Source organism: Sphaerisporangium sp. NPDC004334 (genome assembly GCF_053602655.1).
Genome location: NZ_JBSGDZ010000050.1, coordinates 16,499 through 36,433 on the forward strand (window position 1 = coordinate 16,499; position 19,935 = coordinate 36,433).

At 70.6% G+C, this 19,935-nt stretch carries 22 protein-coding genes, 1 tRNA gene and 1 pseudogene; 12 read left to right on the forward strand and 12 right to left on the reverse strand.

Translation table 11 applies throughout. The features are described from left to right. Positions 1–106: 106 nt before the first annotated feature. Together ACWEN6_RS38810 and ACWEN6_RS38815 are read right to left on the reverse strand one after the other, a co-directional pair. On the reverse strand, positions 107–826 hold the full coding sequence (locus ACWEN6_RS38810) for an RcpC/CpaB family pilus assembly protein (RefSeq protein ID WP_452577005.1): 720 nt from the start codon (positions 824–826) through the stop codon (positions 107–109). A 333-nt stretch (positions 827–1,159) separates the two neighbouring features. Beyond that, entirely contained in the window at positions 1,160–1,966 is an 807-nt protein-coding gene (locus ACWEN6_RS38815; protein ID WP_452577006.1) for an S-methyl-5'-thioadenosine phosphorylase, read from the reverse strand. A 153-nt stretch (positions 1,967–2,119) separates the two neighbouring features. On the opposite strand from ACWEN6_RS38815, the gene ACWEN6_RS38820 reads away from it, so the two are divergent. Then, complete coding sequence (locus ACWEN6_RS38820) at positions 2,120–2,356, forward strand: hypothetical protein (protein WP_452577036.1); 237 nt, start codon at positions 2,120–2,122, stop codon at positions 2,354–2,356. A 14-nt stretch (positions 2,357–2,370) separates the two neighbouring features. Here ACWEN6_RS38820 and ACWEN6_RS38825 read toward each other — a convergent pair. Then, positions 2,371–2,808 (reverse strand): annotated as a pseudogene (locus tag ACWEN6_RS38825) (FmdB family zinc ribbon protein); the annotation flags it as partial. Then, positions 2,805–4,307, reverse strand: a complete 1,503-nt coding sequence (locus ACWEN6_RS38830) for a potassium/proton antiporter (protein ID WP_452577008.1) — start codon at positions 4,305–4,307, stop codon at positions 2,805–2,807. The gene ACWEN6_RS38830 and the pseudogene ACWEN6_RS38825, both read right to left, overlap by 4 nt. A 127-nt stretch (positions 4,308–4,434) precedes the next feature. Between ACWEN6_RS38830 and ACWEN6_RS38835 the strand changes: the two genes are divergently transcribed. Then, positions 4,435–5,568, forward strand: a complete 1,134-nt coding sequence (locus tag ACWEN6_RS38835) for an LCP family protein (RefSeq protein ID WP_452577010.1) — start codon at positions 4,435–4,437, stop codon at positions 5,566–5,568. An 18-nt stretch (positions 5,569–5,586) separates the two neighbouring features. Here ACWEN6_RS38835 and ACWEN6_RS38840 read toward each other — a convergent pair whose 3' ends face one another. After that, a complete protein-coding gene (locus tag ACWEN6_RS38840) occupies positions 5,587–6,147 on the reverse strand; it encodes a 5-formyltetrahydrofolate cyclo-ligase (protein ID WP_452577012.1) in 561 nt (186 codons plus the stop codon). A 24-nt stretch (positions 6,148–6,171) separates the two neighbouring features. On the opposite strand from ACWEN6_RS38840, the gene galU reads away from it, so the two are divergent. The 7 genes from galU to ACWEN6_RS38875 all read left to right on the forward strand — a co-directional run bounded on the left by galU (position 6,172) and on the right by ACWEN6_RS38875 (position 11,623). Beyond that, the gene (gene galU, locus ACWEN6_RS38845; RefSeq protein WP_354845864.1) at positions 6,172–7,098 is read left to right on the forward strand and encodes a UTP--glucose-1-phosphate uridylyltransferase GalU; all 927 of its coding nucleotides are present in this window, start codon (positions 6,172–6,174) and stop codon (positions 7,096–7,098) included. Positions 7,099–7,120: 22 nt separating this feature from the next. Then, positions 7,121–8,329 carry a molybdotransferase-like divisome protein Glp gene (glp, locus tag ACWEN6_RS38850; protein ID WP_452577014.1) on the forward strand — a complete coding sequence of 403 codons (1,209 nt, stop codon included), beginning with the start codon at positions 7,121–7,123 and terminating at the stop codon, positions 8,327–8,329. Positions 8,330–8,401: 72 nt separating this feature from the next. Further along, complete coding sequence (gene moaC, locus ACWEN6_RS38855) at positions 8,402–8,872, forward strand: cyclic pyranopterin monophosphate synthase MoaC (RefSeq protein WP_354845870.1); 471 nt, start codon at positions 8,402–8,404, stop codon at positions 8,870–8,872. Beyond that, positions 8,857–9,351 (forward strand): MogA/MoaB family molybdenum cofactor biosynthesis protein, encoded by a 495-nt coding sequence (locus ACWEN6_RS38860; RefSeq protein WP_452577034.1) that lies wholly within the window; start codon positions 8,857–8,859, stop codon positions 9,349–9,351. Before moaC ends, ACWEN6_RS38860 begins: the two co-directional genes overlap by 16 nt. Before the next feature lie 186 nt (positions 9,352–9,537). After that, the gene (locus tag ACWEN6_RS38865) at positions 9,538–10,170 is read left to right on the forward strand and encodes a GNAT family N-acetyltransferase (protein ID WP_354845876.1); all 633 of its coding nucleotides are present in this window, start codon (positions 9,538–9,540) and stop codon (positions 10,168–10,170) included. Between the two features lie 200 nt (positions 10,171–10,370). Next, on the forward strand, positions 10,371–11,480 hold the full coding sequence (locus ACWEN6_RS38870; RefSeq protein ID WP_452577016.1) for a hypothetical protein: 1,110 nt from the start codon (positions 10,371–10,373) through the stop codon (positions 11,478–11,480). Positions 11,481–11,549: 69 nt separating this feature from the next. Then, positions 11,550–11,623: transfer RNA gene (locus ACWEN6_RS38875), tRNA-Ala, on the forward strand. Positions 11,624–11,732: 109 nt separating this feature from the next. On the opposite strand, the gene ACWEN6_RS38880 is transcribed toward ACWEN6_RS38875, so the two are convergent. Together ACWEN6_RS38880 and ACWEN6_RS38885 are read right to left on the reverse strand one after the other, a co-directional pair. After that, positions 11,733–12,071 carry a hypothetical protein gene (locus ACWEN6_RS38880; protein ID WP_452577018.1) on the reverse strand — a complete coding sequence of 113 codons (339 nt, stop codon included), beginning with the start codon at positions 12,069–12,071 and terminating at the stop codon, positions 11,733–11,735. Positions 12,072–12,086: 15 nt separating this feature from the next. After that, positions 12,087–12,524: a VOC family protein gene (locus ACWEN6_RS38885; protein WP_452577019.1), complete on the reverse strand. Its 438-nt coding sequence runs from the start codon at positions 12,522–12,524 to the stop codon at positions 12,087–12,089. 292 nt (positions 12,525–12,816) lie between these two features. Between ACWEN6_RS38885 and ACWEN6_RS38890 the strand changes: the two genes are divergently transcribed. Then, positions 12,817–13,329: a hypothetical protein gene (locus ACWEN6_RS38890; RefSeq protein ID WP_452577021.1), complete on the forward strand. Its 513-nt coding sequence runs from the start codon at positions 12,817–12,819 to the stop codon at positions 13,327–13,329. A gap of 38 nt (positions 13,330–13,367) precedes the next feature. On the opposite strand, the gene ACWEN6_RS38895 is transcribed toward ACWEN6_RS38890, so the two are convergent. Next, positions 13,368–14,171 carry a helix-turn-helix domain-containing protein gene (locus ACWEN6_RS38895; RefSeq protein WP_452577023.1) on the reverse strand — a complete coding sequence of 268 codons (804 nt, stop codon included), beginning with the start codon at positions 14,169–14,171 and terminating at the stop codon, positions 13,368–13,370. Between the two features lie 245 nt (positions 14,172–14,416). Here ACWEN6_RS38895 and ACWEN6_RS38900 point away from each other — a divergent pair, with 245 nt between their 5' ends. Next, positions 14,417–15,193 (forward strand): SDR family oxidoreductase, encoded by a 777-nt coding sequence (locus ACWEN6_RS38900; RefSeq protein ID WP_452577024.1) that lies wholly within the window; start codon positions 14,417–14,419, stop codon positions 15,191–15,193. Here the strand turns inward: ACWEN6_RS38900 and ACWEN6_RS38905 are convergent, their stop codons facing one another. Together ACWEN6_RS38905 and ACWEN6_RS38910 are read right to left on the reverse strand one after the other, a co-directional pair. Next, on the reverse strand, positions 15,194–15,940 hold the full coding sequence (locus tag ACWEN6_RS38905) for a VOC family protein (protein ID WP_452577026.1): 747 nt from the start codon (positions 15,938–15,940) through the stop codon (positions 15,194–15,196). It lies immediately after the preceding gene. A gap of 135 nt (positions 15,941–16,075) precedes the next feature. Next, entirely contained in the window at positions 16,076–16,906 is an 831-nt protein-coding gene (locus tag ACWEN6_RS38910) for a LysR family substrate-binding domain-containing protein (protein ID WP_452577028.1), read from the reverse strand. A gap of 55 nt (positions 16,907–16,961) precedes the next feature. Here ACWEN6_RS38910 and ACWEN6_RS38915 point away from each other — a divergent pair, with 55 nt between their 5' ends. Continuing rightward, on the forward strand, positions 16,962–17,369 hold the full coding sequence (locus ACWEN6_RS38915) for a DUF5997 family protein (protein ID WP_452577029.1): 408 nt from the start codon (positions 16,962–16,964) through the stop codon (positions 17,367–17,369). 14 nt (positions 17,370–17,383) lie between these two features. Here the strand turns inward: ACWEN6_RS38915 and ACWEN6_RS38920 are convergent, their stop codons facing one another. Both ACWEN6_RS38920 and ACWEN6_RS38925 read right to left on the reverse strand, forming a co-directional pair. Next, positions 17,384–18,877, reverse strand: a complete 1,494-nt coding sequence (locus ACWEN6_RS38920) for an MFS transporter (RefSeq protein WP_452577031.1) — start codon at positions 18,875–18,877, stop codon at positions 17,384–17,386. A 318-nt stretch (positions 18,878–19,195) separates the two neighbouring features. Continuing rightward, a partial coding sequence (locus tag ACWEN6_RS38925; RefSeq protein ID WP_452577033.1) for a DNA-directed RNA polymerase subunit beta occupies positions 19,196–19,935 on the reverse strand: 740 nt, incomplete at its 5' end.

Below are 19,935 nucleotides of genomic sequence, written 5' to 3' on the forward strand. Positions count from 1 at the left end.
GTGCGCGTTCGGTCCACCGCCTGTGGCTCGGCTTGGGGTTTGCGATGCCGTTCGTGGGCTCAGGTGGCGCGCTCGCTGATCGGTGGGAATGAGGTGCCGTAGGCCGTTAGTGGGTGTGGCCATGGATGGTGATCGAGAGGCGGGAGCCCGTGCCGGCCTGGGCCAGGCGCGCGGCCTGGCCCGGCGTGGTGGCCAGGACGACCAGGGCGCCGGTCTCGGCCATGTCGCCGGTGGACGTGCCGCTCCAGCGAGGCCCGCTGGGTACGGCGATGACGGTGACGGCCTGCGCCGCCGTAGAGGTGCGGGCAGGTGCGGCACTGGGCGCGTCGCCGTGGTCCGGCGGTGCGCTTGTGGCCGGGTCGGCCGCCGGAGGCGGGGCGAGGTCGTCCCAGGCGGATGATGAGGCGATGACGTCGATGACGTCACCGGGACGGAGCAGCCGCGCCGAGGCGGCGTCCGTGACGCGCACCGGGGTGGCGAGCAGGCCAGGGCCGTAGGCGTCGATGAGGGCCGGACCGAGCAGGCGGAGGTCGGTGATCGGCTCGCCGCGTCGGGCGGGGGCGGTGAGAACGCGTCCGGCCACCCGGGCTCCCGGGCGGAGGGCGCCGTCGGGGACGGTCTCCTCGGGCAGGTGGACGACCGTCAGGTCGGACACGGTCAGCGCTCCGCCCCCGAGGTCGTGCGCGGCGGCCAGGATCGCGACGGAGGGAGCCGGGCGGACGGCCAGGCCGACGCACGCAGTCCCCAGCGCGGCGAGTGCGACGGCCACGAGCCGCCGACGCCGGCTGAGCATCCGGATGACGCGCATGGGTGTGGCGGCCTGCATGATGCCTGGCTCCTGTCGAAGGGGTGGGAGTGCCGGCCACAAGCTATCGGCCCGTGGGGGAGTATCGCGGGTGTCGGCTCTCCCGCACGGAGTCGCGGCCTCGTACGGAGTTGCGCCCCCGGGAGAGAGTCGCGGTCCAGGATGGCCGCGCACGCGCGTCTCGGGCGCGCGACCGTATGAACACGCGCGTCTGGGGCGCGCGACCGTCGGCTATGCGCCCGCGCGGCGATCGTCGGTCATGAGGTCGGTCGCAACGCGGTACGGCTCGCGGCCTGCAAGGTGAGCTGAGGGATCTCGCGGGGAGGTAGGGCGGAGAGCGCTGGAGGAGGGTGGTCAGGGGAGTTCGAAGGGGAGCTTGATGCCGTTCAGGGCGTCGCCGCAGGGGCAGGCGCGGTCCAGGGGGAGTTCGGCGACGACCGAGCCGACGAGGGTGCGCATGCGCTCGCTGTTGGCGGCGAAGAAGGCGAAGACCTCCTCCTGCGTCACGCCCTCGCCGGTGTCCACGCCGGCGTCGTGGTCGGTGACCAGCGCCAGCGAGGTGTAGCAGAGGGCCAGCTCGCGGGCGAGGACCGCCTCGGGGTGGCCGGTCATGCCGACGATCGACCAACCGTTGGAGGTGAACCAGCGTGACTCGGCTCGGGTGGAGAAGCGGGGACCCTCGATGATGACCAGGGTGCCGCCGTCCACGGCGTTCCACCCCTCGGCCTCGGCCCGGGAGTAGGCGAGGGCCCTGCCGACCGGGCAGTAAGGGTCGGCGAACGGGACGTGCACCGCGCCACCGGCGTCATAGTAGGTCTGCGCCCGGCCGGAGGTGCGGTCGACCAGCTGGTCGGGGATCACCAGCGTGCCCGGCCCGTACTCCGCGCGCAGGGAACCGACCGCGCTCGGGGCGACGACCTGGCGCACGCCGAGAGAACGCAGCGCCCAGAGGTTCGCCTGGTAGGGGATGCGGTGGGGCGGGAACCGGTGATCTCGGCCGTGACGGGGCACGAACGCCACCGTGCGCCCGCCGATGCGACCGACCGTGATGATGTCGCTGGGAGCCCCGTAGGGCGTGGTGATCTCGATCTCCTCGGCGTCGTCGAGGAGGGAGTAGAACCCGGAACCGCCGATGACCCCGATGTCAGCTGTCATGACCATGGGCTCGAGATTAGCGGCACGGACGTGGGGCGGTGAGGGTGGAGGGCAAGGCTGTGGACAACCGTCGGTGCCGCCGCTCAGCCTGTGGACGAGCGTCAACGCACACGCGGTCGGCTCTGGTCACCACACCCGGCCGACGCCGGGGCGCCAAGGATGCGAATCGGGTTGTACGGCGGATGGCCGTACAACCCGGGGAGGCGTCAGGCGGCGGAGCTGCTCGGGGTGGCGCTGGCGGAGGCGGGCTCCTTCTTCGCCGGCGTGCTGGAGCCGGAGTCCGACGAGCCACCGGAGTCCGACGAGCCGCCCGAGCTCGAGGAGCCGCCGGAGCTGGAGCCGGCGGACGTCGTGGAGGTGGTCGAGGAACCGGAGGAGCGGTTGTCCGTCCGGTAGAAGCCCGAACCCTTGAACACGATGCCGACGGCCGAGAACACCTTGCGCAGCTGACCCTGGCAGTTCGGGCAGGTGGTCAGCGGGTCATCGGTGAAACGCTGGACGACCTCGAGCCCTTCACCGCAAGCGGTACAGGCGTACTGGTAGGTGGGCACGCGCTCCTCCTCATATGGCTCAGTGTGGCTCAACGCAGATTGGCACTCTACCGCTGCGACTGCTAATGGTACGCAGCCGATTAGGCTAAACGCCACCCGGACGGGTTCTAATCCCTGTCGTGAGGTCCACCGCGGGGGTCGGGTGGGGTGGGCGTCGCGGGGGTCCCCGGCCGTTCTGAGGACCGATGAGCCCCATGACCCGGATGAGTCGGGGTCCGCGTCGGGGGCGGCGGTGCGGGGTTCTCTTGGGGGCCGGTCTCCGAAGTCGGCGGGGCCATCGTGCAAGAAGGAGGTCATTCGCCCCTTTCGCCGTACCAGCCGGCGAGTTTGCCCCGGCGGCTGACGGCGCGCAGCCGGCGTTCGACGACCTTGCGGCAGGCGGCCGTGGTGACGACGAGCAACTGGTCCTCGGCTCGCAGCCGCGTGGTGCCCTCGGGGACGAACGAGCGGCCCTCGCGTACGACCATGGTGACGGCGGCGTCCGACGGCAGGCGGAGCTCGAAGATCTCGACGCCGTGCAGCCCCGACCCCGGAGGGATGCTGACCTGCAGCAGGTCGGCGTTGAGCTCCTCCAGCGGCGCCGCCTCGACCCCGAGGTCGCGTGCCTCGGCCGGGGCGCTTACCTGCAGGACGCGGGCGAGAAACGGCAGTGTCGGTCCCTGCACCATGGTGAACACGATGACGATGACGAAGACCTCGTTGAACACCCCCTTGGCCCCGGTGATGCCGGCGGCCCAGGGGATGGTGGCGAGCACGATGGGCACCGCGCCGCGCAGTCCGGCCCATGACAGGAACGCCTGCTCCCGCCAGGACAGCCGGTCGGTGCGGGTCACGCGTACGGCCAGGGCGGAGACGACCACCGACAGCGGGCGCGCGAACAGCAGCAGCACCAGTCCGATGATCAGTCCGGGCACGACCATCTGGGGGAGTTCGAACGGGCTGGCGAGGACGCCGAGCATGACGAAAAGGCCGATCTGGGCGAGCCACGCGGCTCCTTCGGCGAAGCCCCGGGTCGGCACACGGTGGGGCAGGCGCATGTTGCCCAGTACCAGCGTGGCCAGGTAGACGGCGAGGAAACCGCTGCCGTGCAGGAGCGTCGCGCCGCTGTAGGCGACGAAGGCGAGGGCGAGCACGGCGATGGGGTACAGGCCGGAGGCGGGCAGGGCGACCCGCCGCAGGGCGTAGCCGCCGAGCGGGCCGACCGCGAGGCCGACGGCGCTTCCGATGGCCAGCTCGAACACCGCGTCCAGCAAGACGTGCCCCACGCTCGGCATTGGTGTGCTGATCTGGCTGAGCATGACGACGACGATGACGGTCGGCGCGTCGTTGAAACCCGACTCGGCCTCCAGGATGCCCGAGAGGCGTTCGGGGAGTGGCAGGCGGCGAAGGACGGAGAACACGGCGGCCGCGTCGGTCGAGGCGAGGACCGCTCCGAGGAGCAGGGCGGTGCGCCAGTCCATGCCGAGCAGCCAGTGCACCGCCGCGGCCAGCGCGACGATGCTCACCGCGACGCCGACCGTGGCGAGTACCACCGCGGGAGGGACGGCCCGGCGTACATGCTCCCAGCTTGTGGTCAGGCCGCCTTCGGCGAGGATCACCGCCAGCGCCGCCAGGCCGATCTGCTGGGCGACCTTCGCGTTCTCGAACTGCAGGCCCAGGCCGGCTTCGCCGAGGAGGAGTCCGATGGCGAGGTAGATCAGGAGGCTGGGCAGCCCGGTGCGGTGGGCGACGCGCACGGAGGCGATGGCGGCGATCACGACGATGGACGCGAGGAGCAGCCAGAGATCAAGATTCACCGGCCCCCCTCCCGCGTTTGCGTCCATTGTGTCGTATTCGTATAGGCCACTACCACGAGCAACGGCTATGGGCTACCGTCACTCGCGACACAGACGAACAGGAACAACGGGTTTGCAGGGGACGAAATTGGCCGACGACACTTCCCCGGTCCTGGAGAGCGCGAGGAAGGACCATTTCGTCGACGGCGACGAGGTCGTCCCCCTGAAGGAACCCGATATATCCGATGCATCCCGAACGTCCGAGCCGGCGCAGCGGCCACCCGGGACCGTCAAGCCGCGCAGGAAGCGGCGGTTGTTACGCCGGCTGACGATCGCGACCGGGCTGGTTCTGGCCATGGTGGTCGCGGCGGCGTTCGCGTTGGTGATGGAACGTCAGATCACGCTCAACGGCAACATCCAGCGTATCCCTGGAGCGTTCCCCGAGGACGCGGGCCGACCGGCCAAGGCCGTGGGGGACGCGCAGAACTGGTTGCTCATCGGGTCGGACAAGCGGCCGGGCGAGTCGGGCAGCCAGCGGGCCGACACCATCATGATCGTTCACGTGCCCGCGGACCGGGAGCGGCTCACTCTCATCGGTATCCCCCGCGACTCTTATGTCCGTATCCCCGGCCGGGGAAACAACAAGATCAACGCCGCGTACGCCTTCGGGGGCCCGAAGCTGCTGATCAAGACCGTCGAGGACCTGACCAAGGTCCGCATCGACCATTTCGCGGCCCTTGACTTCAAGGGGTTCGTCGCGATGACGCAGGTCATCGGCGGTGTCGACGTCTACGTCGCGCGCAAGGTGTACGACCCGGCGAACAAGGTCACCTGGCCGCAGGGCCTGGTGCACCTGGAGGGCGAGAAAGCGCTGCTGTTCGTCCGTCAGCGGTACAACCTGCCGGGCGGCGACTTCGACCGGATCAAGCGCCAGCAGGCGTTCGTCGGAGCCCTCGGACACAAGATCATAAGCCGGGACATGCTGACCGACCCGCTCAAGCTGAACGACTTCCTGGAGGCGCTCACGCGCGCGGTCAGCGTCGACTCGGCCGTGACGCTCGGCACGTTGCGCGACCTGGCGCTGGAACTGCGGGACATCCGGCCGGACACCGTCGACTCCGCCACCGTGCCGACGCTCGGCACCGCCATGGTCAAGGGCGCCAGCATCGTCCGCCTGGACAGGAAGGCGGGACGGCGGTTCTTCGACGCGGTCAGGAACGACGACCTGGAGGAGTACTTCGGCGAGAACGGCGGCCTCAACGACCTGCAGATCCTCCCCTGAGACCCCAACGCAGACGGCTCAGAAGGTGACGATGCCGGACGGGAGGGCGGCCATCGAGACGGGAAGGTCGTGCGGCTCGGCCGGCACGCCGTCGATCAGCTCCCCCTCGTGCAGCAGCGCGACCGTCGGCACGTTCGGGCCGACCCGCGCCAGCGCGCGGTCGTAGGAACCGCCGCCGCGCCCGAGCCGGACGCCGGTGGTGGCGTCGACCGCCAGTGCGGGCACGATCACCAGCCCGGCCGTGCGGACGGCGTCCACGCCGCGCCGCGTGTCCACTGGTTCCATCAGGCCGCGCGGCCCGGGCGCCAGCGAGTCGGGGCCGTCGTAGACCGCCCAGTCGAGGTCATCGTCGGGCCGCAGGACCGGCAGGATGACCGTCGTGCCGTGTTTCCACAGGGCGAAGATGAGGCCGTGCGTGGCCGGTTCCGTGCCCGCGGACCAATAACAGGCGACCAGCCCGGCCATCTGAACCCAGGGTCGGTCGAGTAGCGTTTCCCTGATCGCGGTGGCCGGGCCGCGCGGATCGGACAGCCCTGCACGTGCGGCGACGATCCTCCGGCGCAGCTCCGCTTTGTCCACACGGCCCTCCATTAAGGTGCATTCATGGCTGACTTCGATCCAGTGACGAAAGTTGTCATCCCCGCCGCCGGTCTGGGCACGCGATTCCTCCCGGCGACCAAGGCGACCCCGAAAGAGATGCTGCCGATCGTCGACAAGCCGGCCATCCAGTATGTCGTCGAAGAGGCGGTGTCCGCCGGGCTCCTCGACCTCCTCATGGTGACAGGCCGGAACAAGCGCTCCATCGAGGACCACTTCGACCGAGCGTACGAGCTCGAGGAGGTGCTCGCCGCCAAGGGCGACTCCGAGCGGCTCAACCAGGTCCTCGAGCCCGTCGAGATCGCGACGTTCCACTACGTGCGCCAGGGGGAGCCGAAGGGGCTCGGCCACGCGGTGCTGTGCGCCAAGCAGCACGTCGGGGGCCACCCGTTCGCCTGTCTCCTCGGCGACGACCTGATCGACCACCGTGACCACCTGCTCAAGCGCATGATCGAGGTGCGCAACACCTACGGCGGCAGCGTGGTGGCGCTCATGGAGGTGCCGCGCGAGCAGGTCTCCCTGTACGGCTGCGCCGAGATCGCCCCCACCTCGGAGGACGACGTCGTGCGCGTCACCGGGCTGGTGGAGAAGCCGCCGGCGGACGAGGCGCCGTCCAACTGGGCCGTCATCGGACGCTACGTGATCGACCCCGCCGTCTTCGAGGTGCTGGAGAACACCGCGCCGGGACGCGGCGGGGAGATCCAGCTCACCGACGCGCTGCTGGAACTCGCCGGCCGTTCCACCGAGGAGGGCGGCCCCGTCCACGGCGTGCTGTTCCGCGGGCGCCGCTACGACACGGGCAACAAGCTCGACTACCTGCGCACCGTCGTGCAGTTCGCCGCCGAGCGCCCCGACCTCGCGCCCGAGTTCATGTCCTGGCTGCGCGAGTTCCTCAACGACGCCCCCGAGTCCCTGACCGACGCCTCCGAGTGAGGCTTCACTCCGGGTGGATGCGATGAAGACGGTTGACGCCCATCTGGCCGAGATCCTCGGCGCCGTGCGCCCGCTCGACCCCGTTCAGGTCGATCTGGACTCGGCGCTCGGCGCCACCCTGGCCGAGGACGTCGCCTCGCCCGTCGCGCTGCCGCCGTTCGACAACTCGGCCATGGACGGGTACGCCGTCCGGGCCGAGGACGTCGCGGGGGCCGGCGAGGACGCGCCCGTGGTGCTGCCCGTGACGCTGGACGTGGCCGCGGGGGACACCGCGCGGCGCGCGGTCGAGCGCGGGTTCGTCACGCGCATCATGACCGGCGCGCCGGTGCCCGAGGGCGCCGACGCGGTGGTGCCGGTCGAGTGGACCGACGGCGGCACGGTGAAGGTCGCGATCCGCCGCACCCCGCCGCCGGGCAACGCGATCCGCAGGTCCGGGGAGGACGTGCGGGCGGGCGACGTCGTGCTGCCCGCCGGCACGGTCATCGGGCCGGCCCAGCTCGGCATCCTCGCCGGAGTGGGACGGCGCACGGTGCTCGCCCATCCGCGTCCCCGCGTGGTGGTGCTGTCCACCGGCGCCGAGCTGGTCGAGCCGGGGACGCCGCTCGGGCACGGGCAGATCTGGGAGTCCAACAGCTTCACCCTCGTCGCGGCCGTCCGGCAGGCGGGCGGCGAGGCGTCCCGGCGCGGCGCGGTCGGCGACGATCCCGCGGCGTTCTCGGCGACCCTCGACGCCCTGCTCGGCGAGGCCGACGCCGTGATCACCAGCGGCGGCATCTCCATGGGCGCCTACGAGCCGGTCAAGGAGGCGCTGTCGCCGCTGGGCACCGTCCGGTTCGAGAAGGTCGCCATGCAGCCGGGGATGCCGCAGGGCTTCGGGCTGCTGGGCGACCGGCAGGTGCCGATCTTCACGCTGCCCGGAAATCCGGTGTCGTCCTACGTGTCGTTCATGCTGTACGTGAAGCCGGCGCTGGCCCGGATGCGCGGCCTGCCCGCCGGCCCTCCGGTCACCGTCACCGCGACGACCGCCGCGGCGCTGCGCTCACCGGCCGGCCGGCGCTCGTTCCTGCGCGGCGTCCTGACCAGGCGGGACGGTGCCGCGTCGGTGACGCCGGTCCACGGGCAGGGTTCCCACCAGCTCGCCGCGCTCGCCGGGGCGAACGCACTCATCGTGGTCCCCGAGGACGTCACCGAACTGCCGGAGGGGGCCGATGTGGAGGTGATCCCGCTGTGAACGAGCCGACCGCCGCGGGCGGGGTGATCCCGCTGTGAAGGACCTGACCGCCGCGAGTGAGGTGATCGCGCTATGAGTGAACTGACGCACATCGACGAGTCGGGCGCGGCGCGCATGGTGGACGTGTCCGCGAAGGAGGTCGGTGTCCGGACGGCGTGCGCCACCGGCCGGGTGCTGCTGTCGCCGGAGGCCGTGCGCATCCTGCGATCGGGAGAGGTGCCCAAGGGAGACGCCATCGGCGTGGCGCGCATCGCGGGCATCCAGGGCGCCAAGCGCACCCCGGACCTGATCCCGTTGTGCCATCCGATCGCCCTGCACGGCGTCAAGGTGGAGATCGTGGTGGTCGACTCCGGCGTCGAGATCACCGCGAGGGTGAAGACCGCCGACCGCACCGGAGTCGAGATGGAGGCGCTCACCGCCGTCTCGGTGGCCGGCCTGGCGATGATCGACATGATCAAGGCGGTGGACCCCGCGGCGGTGATCACCGATGTGCGGGTGGAGGAGAAGACCGGCGGCAAGACCGGTGTCTGGACGCGGCCGTGAGAGCGCTCGTCGTGACGGCTTCCAACCGGGCCGCTGCGGGCGTGTATCCCGATAAGTCGGGACGACTGCTGGCCGAGCTGCTCGCCGAGGCCGGGTGCGACGAGGTGGACGGCCCGCGGGTCGTCCCGGACGGCGAGCCCGTCGAGGCGGCGCTACGCGAGGGGGTCCGCGCCGGGTACGACGTGATCGTCACCACCGGGGGGACCGGCCTCACCCCGCAGGACCTCACCCCCGAGATGACGCGGCGGGTCATCGAACGGGAGGTACCCGGCATCGCCGAGGCGGTGCGCCAGGTCAACCGGGAGAAGGTGCCCACCTCGATCCTGTCGCGCGGGCTGGCCGGGCAGGCGGGCAACACCTTGATCGTCAACCTCCCGGGGTCGTCCGGCGGCGTACGCGACGGCATGGCGATCCTCGCCCCCATCCTCCGGCACGCCGTCGACCAGATCCGAGGCGGCGACCACCCCCGCCCGTCGTAACCCCGGGACCGCGCAGTGCGAACGGGCCCGGCGGAGGCCGGTCTCGCCCGCGACTCGGGACGGCGGCCGGTCTCGCCCGCAGCCCGGGACGGTGGACGCGCGGATGACGTGATCGACATGCGGTGTCAAGAGAGGGGCGGGCGGCCGCCATGGCGGATTCAGGGTCGGACAGGGGATGATTGTGCCGTGGATCGACTTCGCGGCTGGCCGGTGACCCTGACAGAGGGACCGGTGGGACTCCGGCCGCTGCGGCTGCGTGATGTCAACGCCTGGCGTGAGACGCGGTTGCGCAACGCCGACTGGCTGCGCCCATGGGAGCCCAGCAACCCCGAGACCCCTCTGTTCCGCACCGGCCTCGGTCCCTACATCTCCATGGTCGGCACCCTGCGGCGCGAGGCGCGGCAGGGGCTGGCGCTTCCCTGGGTGGTGACCTACCGGGGGGCGTTCGCCGGGCAGCTCACCGTCGGCGCCATCGTGTGGGGCTCGGCCCGGTCGGCGCAGGTCGGGTACTGGGTCAGCGGCACCCTCGCCGGACGCGGCATCATCCCCACGGCGCTCGCGATGGCCGTCGACCACTGCTTCTTCACCGTGGGCCTGCACCGCCTGGAGGCCAACATCCGGCCCGAGAACCACGCCAGCCGCCGCGTCGTCGAGAAGCTCGGCTTCCGCGAGGAGGGCGTGCGCCGCAGGCAGCTCCACATCGACGGCGCCTGGCGCGACCACATCTGCTACGCCCTCACCCTGGAGGACGTCCCGCGCGGGCTTCTCGCGCAGTGGCGCCAGACGAGGCAGAAAACCGCCCATGACGGTTCGTCGTGAGCGACGGCAAAAATCTTTGACGTAGGCCTGGGGATAAACAGGTTGACGATCTCGCGACACACCGCACCGAATGCTCGTCAATCAGTGACACGCGGTCCTACGGTGCGTGACGTGAACACATTTGCGACGGCCCACACCCCGTGCTGTGTTCATGCTGCCCGCACGGTGGCCCTTCCATACATCGCGCTGGGGGTGGGCGCGTGAGCAGTGCCTTCCTCTACCTCGGCATCGTGGTCATGTGGCTGTGCGTCCTGGTCCCGATGTGGCTGCGCCGCGACCGTCACACCGTGGACATCGCCGAGTTGTACGCCGACGGCGAGGACGACGACTCCCGCGAGTCCGCGGACTGCGAGGACTCCGACGACTCAGAGGAGTGCGAGGAGCCGGAGGGCGACACCCTCGCCGACCACCCGGTGTCCCGCGTCTCCGGGATCTCGGACACCTCCCGCCTCTCGCGTGTCTCCGGCGTCAGGGCCCACGCCGCCGACCCGGCCGACGACGAGATCACCATGGAACTCGACCCGTCCGGCCCCCGCCGCGACAACCCGTCCCACCACCCCGGCGCCTCGCACCACCCTGGCGCCTCCCGCCACGACAACGCGCCCGGCGACCCCCGCGCCTCCCGCCACGACAACGCGCCCGGCGACCCCCGCGCCTCCCGCCACGACGACACGTCCCGCGACGGCGACGCCTCCCGCCGCGACGGCGCCTCCGAAGCGCCCTCGTCCCCCGCCACCAGGGCGGTCTCCGGCACGGGCTCCTCCACGCTCTCCGGAGCCGGGCACGCCTTCGGATCCACCGTCCCGGCCACCAGGACCCCGGGCGGCGCCCCGGTCACCCGCGCGGCCGACTCTCCGGCCACCCCCGCCCTCTCCGCCGGCCCGGACGAGACCTCCGACGAGGACACGGCGGGCGAGTACGCCCCCGGGGGTGACGACATCCTCGCCGAACGCCGTCGCCGGGCCGGTGTCGTGGCCCGTCGCCGCCGATGGCTGCTCTTCAGCGTGCTGCTCCACATCGCCTCGGTGGTGACGGCGGGCGTCGGCGTGGCCCCGTGGTGGAGCGTCGCGCCCTCCGCGGTCGTGCTGCTCGCCTACCTGGCCGTCCTGCGGGTGGCCGTCGCCGTGGACGCCGAGCGCCGGGCCGCCGCGGCGAAGGCTCACGCCGAGCAACGGCGCAGGGCACAAGAGCGGCGCCGCGTGCTCGAACTGGCGGCCGAGCAGGCCGAGGCCGAGGTCATCGCGTTCCGCAAGCCCGCCGAGCCCTTCGACCAGTACGCCGACCGCTCCCGCCGCGCCGTCGGTGACTGAGTTCCGGCTCGCGCGCGCACCCGGGTGGCGCGGGCGGTCCCCAAAGTTTGCTAATCTGGTCCAGTCCTTGGGGCTGTAGCGCAGTCCGGTAGCGCACTTCGTTCGCATCGAAGGGGTCAGGGGTTCGAATCCCCTCAGCTCCACCCAGGTCAAAGGCCGTTTCCGCTGATCGGAAACGGCCTTTTTGATCTCCGTACAGCAACGCCTTACAGCAACCGCCGGATAGACGCTGATCGCCCTGGCCGGGGTCGCTTATGCGGGGAGGGTGTCTCCGGGGAAGCCGTGGCAGGGGTGAACCTCGCAGCGGATCATCCCGGCTCGAACGCAGGGGTCCTCGGCCATGATCTCCGCGGCTTCTTCGGCCGGCACGGTCATGATCACGACGCCGGCCACGGTGTCGGAGGCGACCGGGCACAGGATCGCGATCACCCCCTCGGCGCGCAGCGATACCATGCGTCGCTGGTGTTCGAGTTCGATCGCGTCCGCGCCGTCCATGGTCCGCTCCGGCCCCCACTGAAGGAGCGCCAGGCTGTAAGGCTTCGCGGTCGCGGCCAGGGCCCGAATCTGTTCGTCGGTCACGGTCGTGCTCATGATGTCTCCCTACTTCTAGACGCGCTCGGCCAACGAGACGATGATTCCTTCGGGCCCGCGGACGTAGGCCATCCGCCACACGCCTTCGTATTCGCCGATGCCTCCCACCAGGCCGTAGCCGTCGGCTGCGGCGTGGTCGACCGCGGCTTGAAGGTCGTGCACCTCGAAGGCGACGTTGCGCAGGCCCAGTTCGTTGGCCGGCGCGGCAGGCGAACCCGGGAGGTGGTCCGGCCGCGTGAAGCTCGACAGCTCCAGCGTCGTACCTCCGCCGGGCGCTCGCAGCATGACGATCTCGGTGCGGGCGCCGGTCAGGCCGATCACCGTGTCCAGGAACTCGCCTTCGACGGCCATCTTCGGATCGGCCTCCAGTCCGAGGCTGACGAAGAACGCCGTCACGGCATCGAGGTCGGCGACAGTGATGCCGACGTGGTCGAAGCGCCTTATGAATGTCATCGGATCCTTTCGGGGTCTCCTTAAGAGATGCCGAGAAAGGTAGCACTCTGGATTCCGTAAGGGAACCCCACTCGCCAGGTCGCTGCCAGATTGGTGACGTGCTCGGCGCGCCGTCGACCTGCTTCTCTCCGTGCGTGAACGGGCCCCGATCGAAGATCACGATGTGGAAGCCGGCGTCACGACCTTTGGTCATCAGGCCGAACCCGGGCCCGGGAGGACGTCGCCGGCGGAACACCGACATGATCGCAGTCGGCGCGGGAGTCCGCCGGCCGTTCCTTGATGAGCGGCGGTGATGGGTTCGATGGACGAGCTCTGCACCAGATCCTCACACGTGCTGCGCATCGCCCGCATACGTGTCTGCTTTGATGGCGCCGTGATCAAGTGGGGAATTCCGGAAGGGCGCGAGGTCTACTGGACCTTCGGATGCGGGCTCTCTGCGATCATCACCGTGGCGTGCGCCACGTTCGGAACCCTGTTCGATGTCTACCTGGTGGCTCATGCGCAGGTCTACTGCCTGGGGCACCTGAACGCGGGAGAGAACCTCGCCGGCACCTTGTGGTCCCTGAGCCGATTCGTGATCTTTCCGATCGTGTCGGTTCTGTCAGCGCTTGTCGCTATGTCATTCCATCTGCTGGCCAGGCTGCCCTGGCTGGCCCGTCGCACATGGCCGGGCCTCATCCTGCTGGCTCTCACCGTCGCCGGTTCCGTCGCCGGGCCGATGGCGATGACCTTGTACGACGTGGCCACGGAGGGCACCCCGGGCGACTGTGTGCTCCCGTGGTGGCCGTCATGGCTTCCCTCATGACCCCACGAGATTGTTCCGGTCCCAGGCAGTCTGCGGGGTCAGGCCGAGGGCCGTTCGGCGGATCTGTGTTCAGGGGCAGGTGTGTTCCAGGACTCGAGTAGGCGCAGTGCCTGTTCGGTCGGGGAGCCCGGTTCCACGTTGTAGACGTACAGGGTCTGTTCCGCGTCTCCGGGAACTGGGAACGACTCGAAGACGAAGCGCAGGTCGCCGACGACCGGGTGATGGTGCAGCCTCGCGCCGTGGGTGCAACGTAGCACCCGGTGGTCGTTCCACCAGGTCGTGAACTCCGGTGACCGCAGCATGAGCTCGCCCACCAGGTCCGCGAGTTGCCGGTCGTGGGGCCGGCGCCCGGCTTCCAGACGGAGGATCGCCACGGTTTCGGCGGCGATGCGTTCCCAGTCGCCTACGGCATGCCGCGCGGAGGGGTCCAGCAGGTAGTAGCGGGCCAGGTTGCGGGCCGGCACGGGCAGGGCGTCGAAATCGGTGAGGACGGCCCGGGCCAGTCGGTTGGAGGCCAGGATGTCGGTCCGCCGGCCGAGGACGATTGCCGGCACGTGCTGCAGTGTCCGCAGCATCAGGTACAGGCCTGGACGGACTCGCTGCGGGCCGGTGGGGGTGTGGCGGGTGGCGGCGTTCGGCCGGGTCGGCAGGTCCCGCAGGTGTTCGGTCTCCGACGCGTCCAGGTGCAAGGTCCGGCTCAGGGCCTGGAGGACTTCGGGGGAGGGGTCGCCGGCTCGTCCCTGTTCGAGCCGGGTGTAGTACTCGGTGCTCACTCCGGCGAGCCGGGCGACCTCGTCGCGACGCAGTCCCGGGACCCGGCGCGTGCGGCCGTCCTCGGGCAATCCTGCCTGGTCAGGCGTCAGGCGGCTACGCCGTGCGCAGGAGGTCGGCGAGCTCCCTTCGGCTGTCCATACCTTCAGTGTGACGTCTCTTGTGCGTGATATGTCCGGTTTGGGTAGCCCTGTTGGTACTAGCCCTGGCAGGGTGCGAAGAGCGTCCTTTGCGGGCGGTCCGGCCATGGTGTGCTGGATCAGCGGCCCGGATGCGCGGACCGCCCTTGAGCAGAATCCAGGAAAGGTCCCTTTCAATGACCTCGCAGTCCTCTACCACCCCGCTGGCCGGGCGGGTCGCCGTCGTCACCGGCGCCTCCAGCGGTATCGGCGAAGCGACCGCCGAACACCTGGCATCGCTGGGAGCGAAGGTCGCCGTGCTGGCCCGGCGTGAGGACCGGCTCGCCGAGCTGGTCTCGCGTATCCAGAAGAACGGCGGCACCGCACTGGCGATCGCCGCAGACGTGACCGACGTGCCGGCCGTGCGCGCTGCCGCCGACCGGGTCGAGAACGACCTCGGCGGCGCGGACCTGCTGTTCAACAACGCGGGCGTGATGCTCCCGGCCCCGATCGAGGAGCTGGCCCTCGACCAGTGGCAGCGCCAGATCGACCTGAACGTCACCGGCCTGATGAACGTCATCGGCGCGTTCGTTCCGCAGATGGTCCAGGCCGCCGCCGAGCGTGGCGTGGGCGACCTGATCAACATGTCGTCGATCGCCGCGCAGAACATCTTCCCGAACTTCGCGGTGTACTCGGCGACCAAGGCTTACGTCACGCACCTGTCCCGGCACCTGCGGACGGAGCTGGGGCCGAAGAAGGTACGAGTCTCCGCGATCGAGCCGGGCATCGTCGGTACGGAACTGCAGGACCACGTCACCGACCCCGGGGCGCTGGAGTGGCTGGCCGGGTCCAAGGAGACGATGGAGTGGCTGACGGCGGAGGATATCGCCCACACCATCGGCTTCCTCGCCTCCCAGCCGGCACGCGTCAACCTTCAGCAGGTCACGATCATGCCCACCGGCCAGGCCACCTGATCACGCGCCGTCGGCCCGGCCCAGGACGCAGAACTCGTTGCCCTCCGGGTCGGCCAGGACCGTCCATGGCACCTGGCCCTGGCCGAGGTCGACGTCGGTGGCGCCGAGGGCGCGCAGCCGGGCCACCTCCGCCTCCTTGCCGTCGAAGGGGTACGGCAGCAGGTCGAGGTGGACGCGGCTCCGCACGGTCGTGCCGCTGGACTCCCGGCGGAACTCCAGGTACGGCCCGGCACCCTTGGCCGAACGCATGACCGCGTGATCGTCGGTCACCTCGTGCAGCGTCCACTCCAGCGCCTGGTCCCAGAACCGGGCCATGGCCCGCGGATCGGCGCAGGCGACCACCACCGCGGCGATCGGCCCGGTGTCCCGGTAGGTCTCCCGAGGCTTCAGGACGCGGAACACGTTGCCCTCCGGGTCGGCCAGAGCCGTCCACGGGACATCGCCCTGGCCCGCGTCGGCGGGCGTCGCGCCGAGTTCCTTCAGGCGCGCGACGAACTCCGTGTGATGGGCCGCGGAGGTGGTGGCGAGTTCGAGGTGCACGCGGTACTTCACCGTTTCGGGGTCCGGCACGATGACGAAGTCGATGTAGAAGCCGGCGGGGTCCGGCCATACAACGCCCTCGGGCTCGAGGTTGGTCACGCCGGGGCCCTCGCTGGAAAGACCCCAGCCGAGCGCCTCCGCCCAGAACCGGCCGAGGGCCGAGTCATCTCGAGCCTTGAAGTTCACCTGAGCGAGTCGCAGCGCCATGCCGCCGATCATAGGCCCGAGCGGACCGGGAACCGCGCCGGCATTCGCCCGCCGAAGGCAATCCGCGGCGACGAAGAAGAGGGGCGAACGCCCAGGATGCGAGCGGGTGGGGTCACGGCTCGGCAGAGCCGCGGGTCACCGAGGCCGCTTGCCCTTCCCCTTACGGCCGGCCTCTTTACGGCCCGTTTCTTTACGGCCCGTTTCTTTACGGCCCGTTTCTTTACGGCCCGTTTCTTTACGGCCCGTTTCTTTGCGGCCGGTTTCTTTGCCGCCGGTCGGCACGGCGCGGCGACCGGAGCCCTGTGCGGGTTTCTGGGTCTTTCCCTGCGCCGGTCTCTGCGCGGGCGGGGCCGGGGCACGGCCCCGCGAGCTGTTCACCGTCCGCCCTCGGACGATGCCGATGAAGTCCTCCACCAGGTCGGTGGTCGCGTCCGTGGGCCAGGTCAGCGCGACCTGAGACTGCGGCGCGTCCGGCACCGGCCGGTAGGTGAGATCTCTGCGATGGTGGAGGCGGGCCAGCGACTGCGGGACCAGGAGGATCCCGGCGCCGGCCGCCACCAGTTCCACCGCCTCCGCCGTCGTGGCCGGTCGGGTGAACGCGGGCTGCCCGGGCCTGACCGTCCACTCGATGGTGTCGTCCACAGGATGGAGCACCTCGTCGTCGGCGAGTTCGGCGGTGGCCACCTCGTCGGCGGCGGCCACCGCGTGGTCCTTGGGCACCACGGCCACCGTGGTCTCCACGTAGAGAGGGATCACGCTGAGCCCGTCCCGGTCGACCGGCAGTCTGACGAACGCGGCGTCGGCGCCGCCGCTGCGCAGCAGGCTCACCGCCTCGGCGGCGGGAACCGCGACCAGGGTGATCGGCACGTCGGGCAGCCTCTCGGTCCAGACGTTGACCCATTTGGCGGGGGTCACTCCGGGCACGTACGCCAGCCGGAACACCTCGCCGGTCTCTTCCTCGGTCACTTCCTCAGCGTAGCGATGTCAGGGGAACCCGTTCCCACTGGCTACTCTTGGCGCCATGCCCAAATCGAAGACCACCCAGACGATGAAGCCCGCGACCGCGGCCAAGAAGCTGGGTGTCCTCCTCTCGGCCACGCCCGCCGAGTTCCAGGAGGGTGTCGTCTCCAGGGACGAGCTGAACGAGTTGCAGTCGACGCCCCCCGCCTGGCTCGTCGAGCTGCGCCGCAACGGCCCGCACCCCAAGCAGGTCATCGCCGCGAAGCTCAGGGTCTCCACCTCCGGCCTGGCCAGAAGCGGGATCACCGGACCGCTCACCACCGCTGAGATCGACGCGCTGAAGGCGGAGAACCCGGAGTGGCTGGAGCGCGAGCGCACCATCTACGCCGAAGCCCGCAAAGAGGCACTCCGCCTCAAGGAACGCCGGACGGACGAGCCCCCGCCCGTCTCCGGCGCCCCCGGCCGATGAGACCGGGGGCCATGTCATGAGCGCGCCGCCTCGTAGGCGGGGAGCGCGGGCGGGGTGGTGCGGGTCGCCGGGCGCATGGTTTGGATCAGTACGGCCGTTCCGGTGAAGATGACCGCGGCGACGACGCCGGTGACGTGCAGGCCGGCGAGGAACGCCTCTCGCGCGCTGTGCAGCAGCTCCGTGGCCTGACCTGCGGGAAGGTGCCGGCCGGCGGCGATCGCGCCGGCCAGCGAGTCCGAGGTTCCGCCCATCCGGTCGCGGTAGACCACCGCGGCGGCCACACCGAGCAGCGCGAAGCCGAGCGAGCCGCCCAAGTAGTTGCCGGTCTCCGACATCGACGCCGCCGAGCCGGCGCGCTCCGGCGGTACGGACCCGACGACCAGCCCGGTGCCCAGCGCGAACAGCGGGCCGGTCCCCAGCGCCAGGACGGCGATGCCGATCATCGCCAGGGGCAGCGTGCCCGGACCGTCGACGCCGACGAGCAGCAGGCCGCCCAGCGCCGAGACCACCAGTCCGCCGGCGATCGCGGTCGTCTGCTTCATCCGCCGGGCCAGCGCCGGCGCGGTCATGGTGCCCACCGCCACGCCCAGGCCCATGGGTGCGAACAGCACCGCCGAAGCGAACGGGGAGAAGCCCAGCACGCTCTGCAGGTACTGCGTCACCTGCAGGCCCGTACCGGCCATGGCGATCCCGGCGAGGACCAGGGCGATGATCACTGCCGCGAAGGGACGGTTGCGGAACAGTCGCAGGTCCAGCAGCGGCGTGTCCAGCCGCAGTTGGCGGCGGACGAACAGCCACCCGAGGGCCGCGCCGACGAGAAGGACCACCGCCGGCACGACCGACAGGCCCTCGACGGTCAGTCGCTTGATGGCGTAGACGATCAGCAGCACCGCCGCGAGGGACAGTCCGACGCCGGACGGGTCCAGCCGGCCGGCGTGGTCGCTGCGGGACTCCGGCAGCAGGACCGGCCCGGCGAGCACCAGCAGCACCATGGCCGGTACGGCGGCCAGGAACACCGATCCCCACCAGAAGTGCTGGAGCAGGAACCCGGCGAGCACGGGCCCGAGCGCGCCGCCGGTGAACTGGCAGGTCGCCCAGACCGCGATGGCCTTACCGCGCCGCTGCGCATCGGGGAACATGGTGGTGAGCAGGGCAAGGGTGGACGGCGCCAGGGTCGCGCCGGCGATGCCGAGCAGCGCGCGCACGACGATCAGCGTCAGCGGGTCGGCCGCGAAGGCGGCCACGACCGACAGCACCGCGAACGCCGCGGCGCCCGTGATCAGCAGCCGCCGGCGGCCGATGCGGTCGCCGAGCGTGCCCATCGTGATGACCATACCGGCCACCATGAATCCGTAGCCGTCGCTGATCCACAACTGCTGCACGCTGCCGGCGCCCAGGTCGGCGCTCAGCCGTGGGAGCGCGAGGAGCAGTGCCGTCGTGTCCATCGCGACGATCAATGTCGGCAGCATGAGGAGGGCCGCTCCCAGCCACGCCCGGGTTGTTCGCATGTCCAAGCTCTCTGTTCTCTCGACGTTTCACCGGTTGGTCGGAGCAGGCGAGAGCTTCTTGACATCGGGACGGAAAAAATCATGGTGAAAGTTCGGGCGGGTCGCCGGGCCGTCCCGGCCGGTGACGAACCGGCGGGACGGCGGGAGCGGGAGGCGGCGCCCAGGGACGGCGCCCCGGACGGCGCCTCGGGACGGCGCCTCGGGACGGCGGCCCGGGACGGCGCACAGGGACGGCGCACAGGGACGGCGCACAGGGACGGCGCCCCGGAGGGCGCCGCCCCGGACGGCGACGTGGTGCGGAAGCGGTGGGGGAGGAGTTCAGACCTCTTCCACGCTGCTCGGCTCGCGCCGGGACAGGTCGATGCCGAGCTCCTCCGCCGCGCGGAAGACGTCCTCGTCGGTGTCGCGCATCTCGATGGACATGCCGTCGCTGGAGAGCACCTCGACGTTGAGGCACAGCGACTGCATTTCCTTGATGAGGACCTTGAAGGACTCAGGGATGCCCGGCTCGGGGATGTTCTCGCCCTTGACGATGGCCTCGTAGACCTTCACGCGGCCGAGAACGTCGTCGGACTTGATGGTCAGCAGCTCCTGCAGCGCGTAGCCGGCTCCGTAGGCCTCAAGGGCCCAGACCTCCATCTCGCCGAAGCGCTGGCCGCCGAACTGGGCCTTACCGCCCAGCGGCTGCTGGGTGATCATGGAGTACGGACCGGTCGAGCGGGCGTGGATCTTGTCGTCGACCAGGTGGAGCAGCTTGAGGATGTAGATGTAGCCAACCGCGATGGGATAGGGGAACGGTTCGCCGCTGCGGCCGTCGAACAGCCGGGCCTTCCCGCCGCCCTGCACCAGCCGGTCTCCGTCACGGTTGGGGACGGTGCTGTCGAGCAGGCCGACGATCTCTTCCTCGTGGGCGCCGTCGAAGACCGGGGTGGCCATGTTGGTGCGCGGCTCGACCCTCTCGAGGCCCTTGTCGCGCAGCCGCTCGGCCCAGGCCTCCTGCACCCCCGTGATGTCCCAGCCGCGGGCGGCGATCCACCCGAGGTGGGTCTCCAGGACCT

Excerpts from the sequence above, each read along its gene's own strand:
- ACWEN6_RS38815 (WP_452577006.1), bottom strand. The coding sequence starts at position 1,966 with ATGGTCATGACAGCTGACATCGGGGTCATCGGCGGTTCCGGGTTCTAC.
- ACWEN6_RS38905 (WP_452577026.1), bottom strand. The coding sequence starts at position 15,940 with ATGGCGCTGCGACTCGCTCAGGTGAACTTCAAGGCTCGAGATGACTCG.
- ACWEN6_RS38810 (WP_452577005.1), bottom strand. The coding sequence starts at position 826 with ATGCAGGCCGCCACACCCATGCGCGTCATCCGGATGCTCAGCCGGCGT.
- glp (WP_452577014.1), top strand. The coding sequence starts at position 7,121 with ATGAAGACGGTTGACGCCCATCTGGCCGAGATCCTCGGCGCCGTGCGC.
- ACWEN6_RS38890 (WP_452577021.1), top strand. The coding sequence starts at position 12,817 with ATGGGTTCGATGGACGAGCTCTGCACCAGATCCTCACACGTGCTGCGC.
- ACWEN6_RS38820 (WP_452577036.1), top strand. The coding sequence starts at position 2,120 with ATGCGAATCGGGTTGTACGGCGGATGGCCGTACAACCCGGGGAGGCGT.
- moaC (WP_354845870.1), top strand. The coding sequence starts at position 8,402 with ATGAGTGAACTGACGCACATCGACGAGTCGGGCGCGGCGCGCATGGTG.
- ACWEN6_RS38915 (WP_452577029.1), top strand. The coding sequence starts at position 16,962 with ATGCCCAAATCGAAGACCACCCAGACGATGAAGCCCGCGACCGCGGCC.
- ACWEN6_RS38880 (WP_452577018.1), bottom strand. The coding sequence starts at position 12,071 with ATGAGCACGACCGTGACCGACGAACAGATTCGGGCCCTGGCCGCGACC.
- galU (WP_354845864.1), top strand. The coding sequence starts at position 6,172 with ATGGCTGACTTCGATCCAGTGACGAAAGTTGTCATCCCCGCCGCCGGT.
- ACWEN6_RS38900 (WP_452577024.1), top strand. The coding sequence starts at position 14,417 with ATGACCTCGCAGTCCTCTACCACCCCGCTGGCCGGGCGGGTCGCCGTC.
- ACWEN6_RS38920 (WP_452577031.1), bottom strand. The coding sequence starts at position 18,877 with ATGCGAACAACCCGGGCGTGGCTGGGAGCGGCCCTCCTCATGCTGCCG.
- ACWEN6_RS38885 (WP_452577019.1), bottom strand. The coding sequence starts at position 12,524 with ATGACATTCATAAGGCGCTTCGACCACGTCGGCATCACTGTCGCCGAC.